At 35.0% G+C, this 15,749-nt stretch carries 14 protein-coding genes; 7 read left to right on the forward strand and 7 right to left on the reverse strand.

Going from position 1 to position 15,749, the window contains the following annotated elements; all coding sequences use genetic code 11:
* The first annotated feature begins 48 nt into the window (after window positions 1-48).
* Together flhA and HUE88_RS08770 are read left to right on the forward strand one after the other, a co-directional pair.
* Entirely contained in the window at window positions 49-2,226 is a 2,178-nt protein-coding gene (gene flhA, locus HUE88_RS08765) for a flagellar biosynthesis protein FlhA (RefSeq protein WP_194368336.1), read from the forward strand.
* Between the two features lie 13 nt (window positions 2,227-2,239).
* Window positions 2,240-3,319, forward strand: coding sequence for a DHH family phosphoesterase (locus HUE88_RS08770; protein ID WP_194368337.1), 1,080 nt, complete (start codon window positions 2,240-2,242; stop codon window positions 3,317-3,319).
* A gap of 21 nt (window positions 3,320-3,340) precedes the next feature.
* Here the strand turns inward: HUE88_RS08770 and HUE88_RS08775 are convergent, their stop codons facing one another.
* From HUE88_RS08775 to pyrH, 6 genes are all read right to left on the reverse strand, one after another.
* Entirely contained in the window at window positions 3,341-4,627 is a 1,287-nt protein-coding gene (locus HUE88_RS08775; RefSeq protein ID WP_229860056.1) for an N-acetylmuramoyl-L-alanine amidase, read from the reverse strand.
* A 97-nt stretch (window positions 4,628-4,724) separates the two neighbouring features.
* Window positions 4,725-5,816: a nitronate monooxygenase gene (locus HUE88_RS08780; RefSeq protein ID WP_194368339.1), complete on the reverse strand. Its 1,092-nt coding sequence runs from the start codon at window positions 5,814-5,816 to the stop codon at window positions 4,725-4,727.
* Window positions 5,816-7,015, reverse strand: a complete 1,200-nt coding sequence (gene tyrS, locus HUE88_RS08785; RefSeq protein WP_194368340.1) for a tyrosine--tRNA ligase — start codon at window positions 7,013-7,015, stop codon at window positions 5,816-5,818. Before tyrS ends, HUE88_RS08780 begins: the two co-directional genes overlap by 1 nt.
* Window positions 7,016-7,030: 15 nt before the next feature.
* Entirely contained in the window at window positions 7,031-9,187 is a 2,157-nt protein-coding gene (locus tag HUE88_RS08790; RefSeq protein WP_194368341.1) for a RelA/SpoT family protein, read from the reverse strand.
* 4 nt (window positions 9,188-9,191) lie between these two features.
* Window positions 9,192-9,410, reverse strand: a complete 219-nt coding sequence (locus HUE88_RS08795; protein WP_194368342.1) for a DNA-directed RNA polymerase subunit omega — start codon at window positions 9,408-9,410, stop codon at window positions 9,192-9,194.
* 15 nt (window positions 9,411-9,425) lie between these two features.
* Entirely contained in the window at window positions 9,426-10,136 is a 711-nt protein-coding gene (gene pyrH, locus HUE88_RS08800; RefSeq protein WP_194368343.1) for a UMP kinase, read from the reverse strand.
* Between the two features lie 202 nt (window positions 10,137-10,338).
* Here pyrH and HUE88_RS08805 point away from each other — a divergent pair, with 202 nt between their 5' ends.
* Window positions 10,339-10,785, forward strand: a complete 447-nt coding sequence (locus tag HUE88_RS08805; RefSeq protein ID WP_194368344.1) for a bacteriohemerythrin — start codon at window positions 10,339-10,341, stop codon at window positions 10,783-10,785.
* 28 nt (window positions 10,786-10,813) lie between these two features.
* Here HUE88_RS08805 and HUE88_RS08810 read toward each other — a convergent pair whose 3' ends face one another.
* Entirely contained in the window at window positions 10,814-11,227 is a 414-nt protein-coding gene (locus HUE88_RS08810) for an RrF2 family transcriptional regulator (RefSeq protein ID WP_194368345.1), read from the reverse strand.
* Window positions 11,228-11,362: 135 nt separating this feature from the next.
* Between HUE88_RS08810 and HUE88_RS08815 the strand changes: the two genes are divergently transcribed.
* From HUE88_RS08815 to HUE88_RS08830, 4 genes are read left to right on the forward strand one after another with little or no spacing between them, the layout of a single operon-like run.
* Window positions 11,363-11,809, forward strand: a complete 447-nt coding sequence (locus HUE88_RS08815; RefSeq protein ID WP_194368346.1) for a c-type cytochrome — start codon at window positions 11,363-11,365, stop codon at window positions 11,807-11,809.
* A gap of 6 nt (window positions 11,810-11,815) precedes the next feature.
* Window positions 11,816-13,198 (forward strand): cbb3-type cytochrome c oxidase subunit I, encoded by a 1,383-nt coding sequence (locus HUE88_RS08820; protein WP_194368347.1) that lies wholly within the window; start codon window positions 11,816-11,818, stop codon window positions 13,196-13,198.
* Between the two features lie 9 nt (window positions 13,199-13,207).
* Window positions 13,208-14,932: a nitric oxide reductase activation protein NorD gene (locus HUE88_RS08825; protein WP_194368348.1), complete on the forward strand. Its 1,725-nt coding sequence runs from the start codon at window positions 13,208-13,210 to the stop codon at window positions 14,930-14,932.
* Window positions 14,933-14,940: 8 nt separating this feature from the next.
* Window positions 14,941-15,732 (forward strand): CbbQ/NirQ/NorQ/GpvN family protein, encoded by a 792-nt coding sequence (locus tag HUE88_RS08830; protein ID WP_194368349.1) that lies wholly within the window; start codon window positions 14,941-14,943, stop codon window positions 15,730-15,732.
* Window positions 15,733-15,749 lie beyond the last annotated feature (17 nt).

The raw sequence follows: 15,749 nt of genomic DNA on the forward strand, positions 1-15,749 counted from the left end.
TACATGTACATAACTTTTATTGCATTACAACAAGCAGGGGTATAGAGCTTGGCAAAAAAATATACAACAAGACAACAGATAGGTGTAACCTTAAACTTTTTACTTGGTCAAAAAGATTTAAGTGTCGTTATATTTGTTATGGCGATTTTAGCGATTATTATCGTTCCCTTGCCATCAGCAATTTTAGATGTGCTACTAACAGTCTCCATGGCTTTGGCTGTTTTAATATTGCTTATATCGCTTTATGTTCCCAAGCCTACTGATTTAACAACATTTCCAACACTTATACTTATCCTCACACTTTTTAGGCTATCTCTGAACATAGCAACAACAAGGATGATATTAAGCGAAGGGAGCAAAGGTCCGGAGGCTGTTAGTAGTATTATTACAAGTTTTGGAGACTTTGTTGTAGGCGGAAACTTTGTTATAGGTATTATTGTTTTTTCAATTTTAGTTCTTATTAACTTTATGGTTATAACAAAGGGTTCAACAAGAGTTGCAGAAGTTGCGGCTCGTTTTACACTTGATTCAATGCCGGGTAAACAGATGGCAGTTGATGCTGACTTAAATGCAGGGCTTATAGATGATGCTCAGGCAAAGCAGCGGCGCGCCGAAATCCTTCAAGATGCCAACTTTTATGGAGCTATGGATGGTTCTAGCAAGTTTGTAAAAGGTGATGCTGTTGCTGGTATTATCATTACTCTAATCAATATTATCGGTGGATTTTTAATCGGTGTATTTCAAAATGACATGAGTGTTGGAGATAGTGCCTCAACATTTACACTTTTGACTATAGGTGATGGTTTAGTCGGTCAGATACCTGCACTTATAATCTCAACCGCTACAGGTATTATGATTACACGTTCGTCCGGTGAGGGTGACAACTTTGCAGATGGCGCGATAAACCAAATGGTTGGTAATGCAAAAATCATGATGATTGTTGGTTTCATTATGATTTTATTTGCTTTAGTTCCCGGTCTTCCGACAGCTTCTATGGGTTTTGTTGGGATTTTATTTGCCGGACTTGGATGGTCAATATACAAATACGAAAAAGGCGAACTTACCATACTTAATATCGGTAGCACGCTATCAGCTAAAACTAAAGATCAGCAAGACAAAGAAAAAGCTACTAGACCTGAAAAAACGAATGAAGAGATTGCAAAAGAGGAAGAAACGGCTCTCGAGGATATACTAAAAGTTGAGATGCTGGAGCTAACCCTTGGATATCAGCTTATCCGCTTAGCAGATAAATCTCAAGGCGGTGATCTACTAGAGCGTATTCGCTCTATGAGACGTAAAATAGCATCAGATTTTGGTTTTTTAATGCCTCAAGTTCGTATTCGGGACAACTTGCACCTGCAGCCTCAGCAGTACCAAATACTTTTAAAAGGAATCTCTATAGGTGAAGGTATGATTATGCCTGATAAATTTTTAGCTATGGACAGCGGCATGGCAACAGGTGAAATATCTGGAGAAGCGACAAAAGAGCCGGCTTTTGGACTTGATGCAATGTGGATATTTCCTCAACAAAAAGAGGATGCCATAATAAATGGCTACACAGTTGTTGACCCATCAACCGTTATATCTACCCACATGAGTGAGCTTGTTAAAAAGAATGCTGAAGATTTACTTACTCGTCAAGAGGTTCAAACACTTATTGATAAAATAAAAAATGATTTCCCTGTTATTATTGACGATGTGCAAAAAGTTGCCTCAATTGGTCTTATACAGAGAATATTAAAAGCTCTTTTACATGAAAAAATACCTCTTAAAGATATGCTTACAATATTAGAGACTATTGCAGATATAGCAGAGTTTACTAAAAATGTAGATGTAATTACCGAGCAGGTTCGTGCTAGACTCTCTCGAATTATTACTAAAATGTACTCAAGTGAGGATGGAGTGATAAGACTTCTTACGTTTGACACATCCTCTGAGCAGTTAATGTTAGAAAAATCCCAGGAGCAGGATGGAACAAGAAATCTTCTTCTCAATGTTGGTGAGATAAATGCTCTTGTACAGGCAACCAGTGCCAAAGCGGCCGAAATGCTGCAAAAAGGTGTATCTCCTGTTGTTATTATAGTTGACCCGCAGCTTCGCAAAGGGATAGCAGAGATATTTGAGAGATTCTCTCTTGATGTCGTAACTCTGTCACATGCAGAGATAGACTCAAGTGCAACATTTGAAGTGATGGGTTCAATATCTATCAGCCAAAAAGAAAAATAATTTAAGGAAAATAATGAACACAAAGACAATCCACCACTTATCACACACAGACCTTGACGGCTATAGCTGTCAGCTAGTTATGAAGTACACTCCCTATAAACTGTTTAATTACAACGCTAATTATGGTGCCGAAGTGAAACAGACGCTAGACGTAATCTTAGAAAACATTGTTAAAGATGAAACAAGTGCTACGATTTTAATCACTGATCTAAATTTAACCGCAGATGAATCGAGATGGCTAAACAGTGAAGTCAATAAATTAAATGAAGCAAAAAAAGATATAACTCTTACCCTCTTAGACCATCATGGAAGCGGTGAAGATAGTGCAAGTAAGTATGAGTGGTATTTTCTTGACACAAACAGATGTGCAACTAAGATTACATATGACTACGTAAAAGAGAACTTTGAATTTAATGAACCTTCTTGGATGAATAAGTTTGTAAATATAGTAAATGCTGTTGATTTATGGAAAATGGACGAAGAAGCTAACTTTGAGTACGGAAAAGTTTGTATGCGTCTTATAACTGAGACAAGAGAACTCAATAAAGTCATGTTTGCCAATGTTGATAACAACTATAAAATATCACTCCTGCTTGAAGCTACAAAATATATAGATGAAGAGAATGCTCCTATAGTTTTAGACGAAAAAATTCATCTAATAAAAAAAGAGTTTTTTAAGCGTGGCAAAAATGACACTTTAGATAACTTGGCAACAGAGTTCATAGTTGAACTTTTAGGTCAGAGTAGAGATGAAAAAACAATCTACTATAAAGGTTACAGAGGCTATTTAAGCTATGGGGTTGGTAATACTTCTATCATAGGAAATGGTTTTTTATTGGCATATCCTGAATATGATTTTATTGTAGATGTCAGCTACAGAGGGACAATGAGCCTCAGAGCCAACAATAAGGTCAGTGTTTCACAGATATCAAAAGAGTGGTCAAATGGTGGAGGACATCCTAATGCAGCAGGCGGTCGCATTATCGGTTTTAAAGAGCAATACCATTATGATAAAGTCAAAAAACAGATAGAAAAGATTATCAATGAAAAAGAGGCTGTTGCTGGTGATTTAGAGTATAAAAAAGAGTCTTAAAAAGGGCTCACTTATAAATACCTAGTTATTAGCAAAATATCTCTCTATACCATTTGCCATACCTTGAGCCATTGTTTTTCTATACTCGTTATTCACTAGCATTTTTGCCTCTTTTGGATTTGATATGAAGCCAACTTCAACCAAAACAGAAGGCATTTGAGCCCCGACTAAAACCCAAAAAGGTCCCTCTCTGACTCCCCCGTCTTTAACGTCTTTGTATTTACCGCTAAGCAAACCGAGCATTCCCCTTTGCAGATCAATAGCAAGTTTGTTTGAAGCCAATATATTATGGTGGTTGAGAAGATTTAAATAGCTGTCTTTTCCATACATATTCATATCACTCATATCTGCTGAATTCTCCTGTGCTGCTACTCTTTTAGCTCTACTTGAACGGGAGGGAGATAAAAAATAGCACTCTATACCGCTGGCACTGTTTGCATTTTTTTTATCAACAGCATTAGCATGAATACTTACAAATATATTTGCACTCTTCTCATTTGCATACTGCGTTCTTTTGCTGAGTTTTACGAATCTATCCCTGTCTCTAGTCATAAAAACTTTATATCCGCGAGACTTTAATATTTTTGCCAACTCTTTTGCTATTTTAAAAACAACTACTTTTTCTCTGTATTTTTTATATCCTACTGCCCCTGGATCTTTACCTCCATGCCCTGCATCTATAACAATTACTTTCTCTCTATCAACTTTTAAAGGTGGTTGATATGCTGGCATAGGTTTTATTTTTTCAATATTTATAACTAATTCATCTGATTCTTTTATAAAATCTACATTTGTACCCGAGTCATTCTCAATGACAAGCCTGAGAATATCCGGCTTAAACTGTGCTAATTTAATCTTACGAATGCCATCTTTTCTAAGATTTTGAGATTTTGTGAGCGTTGATGGTTCTATATCAAATATATATCTGAAAACTTTGCTCTCTGATTCATGTAGAGTAAAATAATTAATCTGATTCTTCTCAAGTTCTTTGTCAAACTTAAGGACTAGTTTGCTATCTCTCCAGAATACAGACTTTAATTTATGAGAAGATTTAAGTTCTATTTTTTTATTTTTATCTTTTTTTAGATTTGCTTTTATGTTGTGAGTAGTGTATATTTTATCAGTTGACAACTTTTTAAGTTCTTTAGAATACTGCTCAACGTCTATATGAAGTTTTTTTCCGCTTCTTACAATCCCCTGTAAAGCACTTAATCTTAAGTTGGAGTCCTCTTCCATTATTGCTTTTAAATAGAGGTTTTTATAGTCATTGTATGCACGAAAATGATCACTCTGAGAGGAAGTTTTCATTAAACCTTCTGCTCTCTTTAATATTTCACTATTACTGAGAGCCTGAAGCGATATAACGAAAAGTAAGAGTAAAAAAAAAGAGCGAATCATCTATTTACTATTCACCCTCTGTGAGTTTTTCCATCAGCTCTTTTACGGAAATGATTTTATCTAACCTATATCCATTTGTACCGGAGAAGAATAGACCCGTCTCAAGATTGCCTTCAAAAGCATCACTAAGTCTGTCTGCTATGCAAAAACCAACCTCTTTTGCTTCTACGCCGCGATTACATGGTGCAACACAGTTAGAAATACACTTTATTGCAGGGCCTTCTCTTTTTTCTACTAACTCTGTAAGGTTAGTTCTAACCCCTTGTGCCGGGTACCCAACAGGAGATGCCATAAGTTGAATATCCTCTTTTTTAGCCCCTACTAGAACTTGTTTAAGATTTTCATGAGCATCACACTCAAAGGTTCCAATAAAACGGGTGCCCATCTGAACCCCTGAAGCACCAAGGGATATCATCTCTTCTATATCATTTTTATCCCAAACACCGCCCGCAGCTATTACCGGAATATCTCCCCACAAGGCTGCTTCTTCAACAACTGGTTTAACAAGATTTTCTAGCTGATTCTCAGGCATTGAACACTGCTCATACGTAAAACCTTGATGTCCACCACTCTTTGGTCCTTCAAGAACTACTGCATCTGGAAGTCTGTTGTATCTTTTTTGCCATCTTTTACATATAATTTTAAGAGCTTTTGCAGATGAAACAATCGGCACAAGAGCAACATCAGGATAACCCTCTGTAAACTCTGGCATATTTGTTGGAAGTCCAGCACCTGTTATAATGATGTTAATACCTGCTTCACAGGCGTCTGTAACAACACGACCATAATCATTAATAGCATATAAAATATTTGCAGCAAGGGGTTTCTCTGCACATATCTTTCTGGCATTTTTCACTATAGCATTGAAACCATCTTTTGAGTAAAAACCTAAAGCATCAAGTGGCCTGCCAGCCACTAATTTTGTTGCATATTTCTTATCCTCGTAATAACCTGTCCCCACTGAACTGATTACACCGAGACCGCCCTCTTTTGAAACACTACCGGCTAATTTATCCCAACTTATGCCGACACCCATTCCGCCTTGAACTATGGGCTTCTCTATTATATGTTTACCAATTTTTAATGACTTAAAACCCATTAATTCACCTTTAGCTTTGCAAATTTTCTTTTTCCAACTTGAAGTATATACTCACCGCGCGATAATTGTAACTGCTCATCAGATACTTTTTCTTGGTTAATTTTAACAGCACCTTGCTTAATATCTCTCCTAGCTTGGGAAGTAGATGGCTCAATGTTACAATCTACCAAGGCTTTTGCAATCCAGACTTCTCCATCGCAACTAAATTCATCTATTTCTGTTGGAATTTGGCTATTTGAGTGTACTCTATCAAACTCAGACTTTGCATTTTGCGCTTGAATTTCGGAATGAAATCTTGTAGTAATTTCTAACGCTAAATCTTCTTTTACTGTTTTAGGGTGAAGAGAACCATTTTCTACGCCTGTTTTTATCTCTGAAATTTCATCCAAAGTTTTTGTACTAAGCAGCTCGTAAAATCTCCACATCAAATCATCTGAAATACTAAGAACTTTTCCAAACATGTCATTTGGCTCATCAGTAACACCAATATAGTTATTTAAAGATTTACTCATTTTTTGAACGCCATCAAGACCCTCTAAAATAGGCATCATTAAAATAGCTTGTTGTTTTTTTATATCATAAACTTTTTGAAGCTGTCTTCCCATTAGAAGATTGAATTTTTGGTCAGTCCCACCAATTTCTATATCACTTTTAAGATGAACACTGTCATAACCCTGAAGAAGTGGGTACATAAACTCACTTACTGCGATTGGTGTTTGTGAAGCAAATCTCTTTGAAAAATCATCACGCTCTAACATTCTTGCTACTGTTAATGTTGACGACAATTCAAGCATCCCTGCCGCACCTAGTGCTTCTAACCAGTCATTGTTGTAAACTATATCTGTTTTGTCTTTATCTAATATCTTAAAGGCTTGTGTTGTATAAGACTTTATGTTCTTTTTTATATCTTCTTTTGAGAGTACTTTTCTTGTAGCACTTTTACCTGTTGGATCACCTATTTGAGCTGTAAAATCACCTATTAAAAACTGAACTCTGCCACCATATTTTTGAAAAGTTGCTAATTTTTGTAAAAGAACAGTATGTCCTAAATGCAAATCAGGTGCAGTTGGATCAAAACCAGCTTTTACTGTATAAGTCTTGCCTTCATCAAAGTATGCTTTTAATAATTTTTCAATTCTTTCATTATCAATAATCTCTGCACAACCTCTATTTATTTCTCTTAAAGCTTCACTAACCATTTCATATCTTCCTATTTAATTTCTATATGCATCATCTGTTCGTATAAGATGTATAACTTTTATTTTTTGTTCCATTTTAGCACGAAGGGAATTAATATCCGATTCTTTTGACTCAAAGCCAAGCTCACAATATCTTGTTGATTCACTTTTATTTTTTCCAAGTTCAATTGAATTTATATCAATATTTAATTTTACCAAAAAATTTAAAAAATCTGCCAGAGTTCCTTTGCCGATATGAAGTGAAACAATCATATTGTAATTGTAAATATTTTGTTTTTCCCATTTTACGAACACCATTGGCACATGTTTATCTATATCTTTAATCGCACTTTTACACATTTTATGATGAACATGAACTTTGCCTTTTTCTAAAAGTGCAACTATTTCATCACCAGTTTTTGGATGACAGCAGTAATCAAATACAACGTCACTTATGTTTGAGGTACTATATATTTCAATTCCTCTTGATATATACTGTTTTAATTTAAATCTATGAGAAGAGAGAAATCTTTTGAAACGATTATTTTGACTTATATCCATTACAAACTTATGGATAACTTCACGAAAATGATCTATATCTGTGGGAATTGCAGCTTTTTTTTCACTGCTGTGCGTCTCTAGCCACTCAAGAACTCTTGAAGTGTTCAAATTCATTGCAGTTGCTAAGATATTTACACTTGATTTTGCATTAATCTCTCTCACTCTTAAATTACAGTTTTGCCTCATACTTGCTTTGGCTTTAGATGTTTTTACGGCATCTATCCAACTACATCTTGTGATAGGGTTTTCACTCATTTCTATTTTAACGATATCACCATTATGCAATTCACTTAAAAGTGGAGCTTTTGTTTTATTTATAAGAGCTGACTTTGCATGGTCCCCAACATAAGTGTGAACAACATAAGCAAAATCAAGAACAATTGCTCCACGAGGAAGCATAAAAGCTTGACCAGTTGGAGAAAATACGGATATATCATCACTATATAAGTCATTTTTAATTAAATCATAAAAATCTTCCACTGACTCATTTTGATAACCCAAATTATTTAACCAGTCCAATTTAATACTATTATTTCCGCCACTCTTATATTTCCAATGAGCGGCAACACCAAGTTCTGCAGTATTATGCATATCATAAGTTCTAATTTGTACTTCAAAAATAGCAGTATTGTAAAAAACAGTGGTATGTATAGTTTGATAACCATTATCCTTAGCAACAGCTATGTAGTCTTTAAATCTTGAACTAAGAGGTTGAAAATGAAGATGAATCAGGCCTAAAATATTGTAGCATTTCACAGAATCTTTAGTTAATATTCTAACAGCTAAAAGATCTAATACCTCCTCAATGCCTATACCTTTTCTTTGCATTTTCAGATATATAGAGTAGCGGTGTTTTACACGAGAAAGTATCTCAAAGTCATCTTCAAAAAAACCATTTTGAACTAAAATTTTACTTATTGACTGTTTAAACTCATCTAATTTCATCTCAATTGCATGATAATTTGTATCAAGATAGTTATCTATGTGGTGTTTTTCTTCTTTAAAAAGATATGAGAAGCTTAAATCTTCTAATATATTTTTCAAAAAAGATATACCCAAACGATGTGCAATTGGACCATAAACAACAAGTGTTTCTTCGGCTATACGTTTTTGTTTATGCTCTGGAAGGGCATCAAGAGTTAGCATATTATGTAATCTATCACAAAGTTTTACAACTAGCACTCTAACGTCTTCTGTACTTGCTAAAAGCATCTTTCTAAAAGAAAGAGCAGATACAACTAATCGTTCATTTGAATTTGACGGAATAAGCTCAGAGTCCCGAATGGTATCTATTTTTGTAAGGCCTTCAACTAAGTGCGCTACATCATCACCAAAAAGCTCTTTAATTTCATCAATAGAAACTTCTGTATCTTCAACAATATCATGGAGAAGTGCTGCTATAGTCATAGCTTCATCATCAGTTATTGAGGCGACAATACTTGCTACTAAAATTGGATGAATTATGTAAGGCTGACCACTTTTTCTGAGCTGATCTGTGTGGGCTTTTTTTGAGTACTCTAACGCATTGTGAAGAGCATCGCTTGGGGTTATTTGTGAAAAAAGGTAAGTTATAGCCGAGTCAACATCATGTATATGTTTAACTTTTTCGATATTGACTTGACTCAAACTCAAAGTATTATTTCTCTATGTCAACAAAGCCTTTAATTATTATAAGGCCCTCAGCAATTTCCATTAAAGCTAAATCTGCTGCTTTTATATTTTTTGAAACACTAAGTTTACTAGTCGCACCGTTTAAAAGCTGATCTGTTCTTTTTGCTACAGCTAAGGCTATTTGGTAACGATCCATATTTGGGTTGTTGTCTAAAATTTTCGCTGTTAATTCTTCTACTTTCATTCTTTTTCCTTAAATTTATTTTACGATTGAGCAGTTTTGCATATTACCGTTTAGTATATCCAAAAGATTGCCTTTTTTAAACATGTCACATATTAGAATTGGTAATGAATTGTCTTTTGCCAATGCTATAGATGTGTCATCCATAACTTTGATATTGTCACTAAGTGCCTGCTCATAAGATAATGTCGGCAATTTAACAGCATCACTGAACTTTTTAGGGTCTTTATCATAAACACCATCAACTTTTGTGGCTTTAATAATAACTTCTGCCCCTATTTCTACTGCTCTAAGAGTTGCAGCCGTATCTGTGGTAAAGTATGGATTTCCTGTTCCTGCTGCAAAAATAACAACGCGGCCCTTCTCTAAATGACGAACTGCACGGCGGTTAATGTAAGGCTCTGCTATCTGTTCCATTTTGATAGCTGTCTGCATGCGGACCTGAAGTCCTGCATGTTCGCACGCTTCTTGCATAGCAACACCATTTATAACAGTCGCCAACATCCCCATATAGTCACCAGATGTTCTTTTAATAATACCATCTTTAGCAGCCGTTACGCCACGAATTATATTACCGCCTCCAATAACTATACCGACTTCAATCCCCGCGTCCACCAATGACTTAATCTCTTGAGAAATATAGTTTAAAATCTGTGTGTCGATTCCATGACCTGCTTCACCTGCTAATGCTTCACCTGAAAACTTAACCAATACTCGTTTGTTAGCCATGAAATTCCTTTATATAAAATCCGCGAAGTATACTTAACAATGGCTTTGATATTGCTTTGAATATATTGCAGTGAAATAAAAGATAAAGTTTTATAGAAACTCACATGTAGGACTTGGTTCTATAGTATTATCAATGTTTTAAGTTCAATAGGAATATAATAGCTTCACTAAATATTCTAAGTGACAAAAAGGGGCTTTATATATGTCATCTGATACAAAAATACAATGGGACGATTCTTATTCCATTGATGTAGACACAATTGACAACCAACATAAAAATTTGTTTGCATTAGTAAATAAGCTATATGACCTAGATGAAATAAAAAACACAAAAGATGATCTTAAAAAAATTTTATATGAGTTTAATGATTATATAAATGTTCATTTTGCAGCTGAGGAGAAGTATATGTCTTATATTGGCTTTCCTGAACTAGAGCAGCAAAAAGAGACACATGAAAGCTTTAGAAAACTTTTGATTGAGATTATTAGCACCCCTGCAAAACTTGAAATTATCAAGACTAAAATGCGAGTATTTGCAAAACGTGCTCTTATTGATCATATATCAAATGAAGATGTTAAAATAAAACAATTTAAACAACAAAAACAAGAATCCGAAGAGAAAGAAAAGATAGATAAATCGGAAGTTTAAATTTATAAAAATTTTATATTATCTTTTATTATAATTTGAAATTTTCACCTTTAATACTTTCTAGTGTACTATTTTCAAACATTTTCTTTATCAGTTTCTTGGGTTCTGCCCACTGATCATGCAAAGAGCATCTATTTTTTCCATCACACATGCCAATACCAAGTAAACATTGTTGATTATTGATTTGTTCGTTGAATTCATTTAAAATATCAATCACACTTATGTTTGATGCAGGTTTAGCCAACTTATAACCGCCCTCTCTTCCCTGTACAGATATAATAAATTCTGCTTTTACCAATTGAGTCATAATTTTTGTCAAAAACTTATATGGAATATCAAGCATTTGTGACAACTCTTTTGCACTGCAAAGCTTAGTGTCATTTATATTGGCAATATAACTCAAGACTCTAATTGCATATTGAGATGTATTACTTAATTGCATATTCTCCCCTTTGAATTTAACATTATATACTAAATATCTATTAATACATTTAAATACTACTAAAAGGTAGAATTAATATTTTCTTGCTACAATTTCAAATACTACTTAGTGGTAGAATTTATAAGGAGAGTTATTATGAGTGAACGTATTACTAAAAATATGGCTAGAAATATTTACTTTGGCGGAAGTCTTTTTGCTATTTTATTATTTGCCGGTCTTACTGTGGATACTGTGCAAAAGATCCCAAAACTGACTAACAGTGACAAAATCACCGAGTCTGTTGCCCGCGGAAAGAATTTGTGGGAAGTTAACAACTGTGTGGGATGTCATACAATTATGGGAGAAGGCGCTTACTATGCACCGGAACTTGCTAATGTATTTGACAGAAGAGGCCTAAAAAATGAAGAAGTTTTTAAATCATATATGATTGGCTGGATGGCTGCACAGCCGCTAAGTGAGCCAGGCAGAAGAAAAATGCCTCAATTTAACTTAAGTGAAGAAGAAGTAAATAATATTTCTGACTTTTTAATCTGGACATCTCGTATTGACGATAACGAATGGCCACCAAACATCGAAGGATAATTAAAGATGAAGTACAGTTCACAAATGGTAGCAAAGCCATATTTTATTTTTGCATTAGCTCTTCTAGCCGGAGAGATACTTTTTGGTCTAATACTTGGAACACAGTATATTAACGGAGACTTCTTGTTTCCACATATCCCGTTTAATGTTGCAAGAATGGTTCACACAAACCTACTTATAGTTCTTATACTATTTGCTTTTATGGGTGCTACTTACTACTTGGTGCCTGAAGAATCAGAAAGAGAGCTGTGGAGTCCATGGCTTGCAAAAGTTACCTTTTGGATATTTGCTGCAGCCGGTGTTATGACTATTTTAGGTTATCTGCTTGTTCCTTACGCAACCTTGGCAGAGATCACATACAACAGCTTATTGCCGACAATGGGGAGAGAGTTTTTAGAACAGCCTACAATTACGAAGATTGGTATTGTTATAGTTGCTTTGGCCTTTGTGTTAAACGTTGGTATGACTGTAATCAAAGGTAGAAAAACTGTTATTACTGTTGTACTTTTAACCGGTCTTCTTGGTCTGGCGGTTTTCTTTTTATTTGCGTTTTATCTCCCTGAGAATCTAGTTTTAGATAAATTTTTCTGGTGGTATGTGGTTCACTTATGGGTTGAGGGTGTTTGGGAGCTTATTTTAGGAGCTATACTCTCATTTGTACTTATTAAAGTTACAGGCGTGGATCGTGAACATATCGATAAGTGGCTTTACCTTATTATTGCTATGACACTTGTTTCTGGAATTGTTGGTACTGGTCATCACTATTTTTATATAGGTACACCATCTTACTGGTTATGGATTGGCTCTATTGCCTCAGCTGTTGAGCCTTTGCCTTTCTTTTTAATGGTACTTTATGCATTTACCATGGCTAAACAACGTCGAATAGATCATGACAATAAAATAGCACTTACTTGGGCTAAAGGTACAGCGGTAATGGCATTTTTAGGTGCTGGTGTTTGGGGCTTTTTACACACTTTAGCTCCCGTTAATTTCTACACTCATGGGACACAGCTGACCGCTGCACACGGTCACTTGGCATTCTTTGGTGCATATATCATGATAATGTTTACAATCATTTCTTATGCTATGCCGATTATGCGTGGTCGTCCTCATGGAAATGGCCCTAAATCCCAAAGTATGGAGCTTAAAGGTTTTTGGATGATGGTAATTGGTATGCTTGGTGTTACGGTAGCTCTTACAGTAGCCGGAGCTATACAAATAATGTTACAGCGTTGGCCGGATGTAGATGCGCTTAGTTTTATGGCAACACAGGCTGAAATAATTCCTGTTTACATGGTTCGTTTAGTGTTTGGAGTAGTTACACTTGCCGGTCTTTTAGCATACCTTTACAGTTTCTTTGTTAAAGAGACAGCAATAGTAAAAGCATAAGAAAAACATATGGAAGAGAGCATTGGTAAGGTTTGGAACAAATTTTTAAATAAAAAAACAAGTAAGTCTCACAATGAGAGCCAAGTTTTTTTTACAGATAAAAGCAAATCTTTACAGATTTTTTATCACCTTTTAGGTGGTGAAAAAGGCAAAGATTTGAAAGTTACCGATAAGCGTTTTATAGATACCTCACGTTCATTTTTAGAAAAAATATCGGGTGCTGGTGACACTTTTTTTCTTGCTAATCAAGATGAAAAAGGTATTTACCTCCCTGCATCACTTGCCTATTTTCCGACAAAAGAGCAAAATGAGATGCTATATTTTTGGCTGATTGCTCAAGCTACAAAAGTAGATGCAAACGGAGGTTCTCATGAAGATAAAAATATAATTGCATCTCAAATTCTGCTAAAAAAATACCCCGGTTTTAAAAACTTTTATGAGACAGCTACAGATTATCTCAACCTGAAATATGGTGAAACTTATCCATCTCCGATGTGGATATACCCATCTTTGTCTGGCAAAAACAAATACAGTGATTTTGAGGATGAGGAAGAAGCTGTCAGAGGTGAAGAGAAGCCAAATAAGACAGATACTCTAAAGATGAAAAAACAGGCAAATCAGATAGATGACAAAAAAGAGACAGACGGTCTTTTAGCTTTTCTTCCTGATTCACTTATGAGCATTATGGAGCAGGTAAATGTAGATAGAAGCGAAGATGACAGTTTTGATGAAGATGCTCTTTACAATGCCGAAGATTTAGATGAAATAACTCTAGGTAGAAAAAAAGCAAATCTATCTGCAAGACTAAAGATGGACCTTGATTTAACGACAAACAGCAGTGAAGAGTACCCTCTTGGAAAAGGTCACTTTATTGATGAATGGGACTACTCTAAAGAAATTTATCTAAAAAACTATGTATGTATAAAACCTATAATCACTACAAATATAGAACCGATTCCTTTACCTAAGCGTCTACAAAACATGGTAAAAAAGATTCAAAGCGAACTTGATTTAATGGAACTTGACCGTGTAAAAAACAATAAATTGCCATATGGTGATGAGATAAATATAGATACATGGATTGACTACAAATGTCATCAAAACAAATCTGGACATCATCAAAAGTTTTATGAGAGTTTTGTTAAAAAAACGCGTGACATGTCAACTCTGATTCTGGCAGATATTTCACTCTCTACTGAAGCTGGAATCACTCAAGAGATTCGTATTATTGACATGATTAAAGATGGACTAATGGTCTTTTCGGAGTCCCTTGAAAGATTGCAGGACAGGTTTGCTATATATGCCTTTTCATCTATTAAAAATAAAAATGTGCGTTTTCATATTATAAAAAATTTTAAAGAGAAGTACTCTAACTTAATACGCGGAAGAATAGATAGCATTAAACCAGGCTACTACACAAGGTTGGGTGCTGCAATTAGAGAGAGCGGAAAAATTTTAAACAAACAACAGAGTCAAAACAAACTTCTGCTTATTATCAGTGACGGTAAACCAAATGATGTAGACAGATATGATGGAAGATATGGGATAGAAGACACTAAAAAAGCTATACAAGAGGTTAGAAAACTTGGTATCACCCCTTTTTGTATTACTATTGATTTAGAGGCAAAAGATTATCTCTCATACCTCTTTGGAAAAAATGGCTATGTTGTAGTCAGAGACAGCAAAAAGTTACCTAAAGTACTACCTGAAATTTATATGAACTTAACAAAATAAGGAAAAAAATGTCAAATATATATTATTTATCACAAGCAAATGAAGTTGAACTTTTTGAAGCAGCATGTGAAATGAACCTGCCTATACTAATAAAAGGGCCTACCGGCTGCGGTAAGACAAGATTTATAGAGGCGATGGGTGAAAAGCTGAATCGCAAAGTCTATACGGTAGTATGCCACGATGACTTAAGCGCTGCCGATTTAGTCGGTCGCCATCTTATAGATGAAAATGGAACTTATTGGCAAGACGGACCTCTTACAAAAGCAGTTCGAGAAGGTGGGATTTGCTATCTTGACGAGATAATCGAGGCAAGAAAAGATACGACTGTCGTTCTTCACTCTCTTGCTGATTACAGAAGAGTCTTACCAATAGACAGAACCGGAGAGATGATTGAAGCTCACCCTGACTTTATGCTTGTTGTTTCATATAATCCAGGTTATCAAAATGTACTCAAAGGGATGAAGCCAAGTACAAAACAGCGTTTTATCTCACTAAGTTTTGATTACCCTAAAGCTGATGTTGAAAAAGAGATAATTATCAAAGAGAGTGGAGTAGATGCAGATGTGGCGCAAAAACTTGTAAATATAGCAGGGGAGATTAGACAACTTAGTGATAACGAGATTCAAGAAGCAGTTTCTACAAGGCTATTAATCTATGCAGCTAAACTTATTACCAAAGGTTTTAACCCTTACGATGCATGTATTCACTCAATAGTTGAATCACTAAGTGATGAAGATGAAGTACTAAAAGTTCTGGAAAAATTAATAGGACTTCACTTCACAAAAAAAGATTTAATCTAAAACTCAAATTCTTGTTT

The organism is Candidatus Sulfurimonas baltica, assembly GCF_015265455.1.
Taxonomy (GTDB): Bacteria; Campylobacterota; Campylobacteria; order Campylobacterales; family Sulfurimonadaceae; genus Sulfurimonas; species Sulfurimonas baltica.

Excerpts from the sequence above, each read along its gene's own strand:
- HUE88_RS08770 (WP_194368337.1), top strand. The coding sequence starts at position 2,240 with ATGAACACAAAGACAATCCACCACTTATCACACACAGACCTTGACGGC.
- HUE88_RS08775 (WP_229860056.1), bottom strand. The coding sequence starts at position 4,627 with ATGAAAACTTCCTCTCAGAGTGATCATTTTCGTGCATACAATGACTAT.
- HUE88_RS08780 (WP_194368339.1), bottom strand. The coding sequence starts at position 5,816 with ATGGGTTTTAAGTCATTAAAAATTGGTAAACATATAATAGAGAAGCCC.
- tyrS (WP_194368340.1), bottom strand. The coding sequence starts at position 7,015 with ATGGTTAGTGAAGCTTTAAGAGAAATAAATAGAGGTTGTGCAGAGATT.
- HUE88_RS08795 (WP_194368342.1), bottom strand. The coding sequence starts at position 9,410 with ATGAAAGTAGAAGAATTAACAGCGAAAATTTTAGACAACAACCCAAAT.
- pyrH (WP_194368343.1), bottom strand. The coding sequence starts at position 10,136 with ATGGCTAACAAACGAGTATTGGTTAAGTTTTCAGGTGAAGCATTAGCA.
- HUE88_RS08805 (WP_194368344.1), top strand. The coding sequence starts at position 10,339 with ATGTCATCTGATACAAAAATACAATGGGACGATTCTTATTCCATTGAT.
- HUE88_RS08810 (WP_194368345.1), bottom strand. The coding sequence starts at position 11,227 with ATGCAATTAAGTAATACATCTCAATATGCAATTAGAGTCTTGAGTTAT.
- HUE88_RS08815 (WP_194368346.1), top strand. The coding sequence starts at position 11,363 with ATGAGTGAACGTATTACTAAAAATATGGCTAGAAATATTTACTTTGGC.
- HUE88_RS08820 (WP_194368347.1), top strand. The coding sequence starts at position 11,816 with ATGAAGTACAGTTCACAAATGGTAGCAAAGCCATATTTTATTTTTGCA.
- HUE88_RS08825 (WP_194368348.1), top strand. The coding sequence starts at position 13,208 with ATGGAAGAGAGCATTGGTAAGGTTTGGAACAAATTTTTAAATAAAAAA.
- HUE88_RS08830 (WP_194368349.1), top strand. The coding sequence starts at position 14,941 with ATGTCAAATATATATTATTTATCACAAGCAAATGAAGTTGAACTTTTT.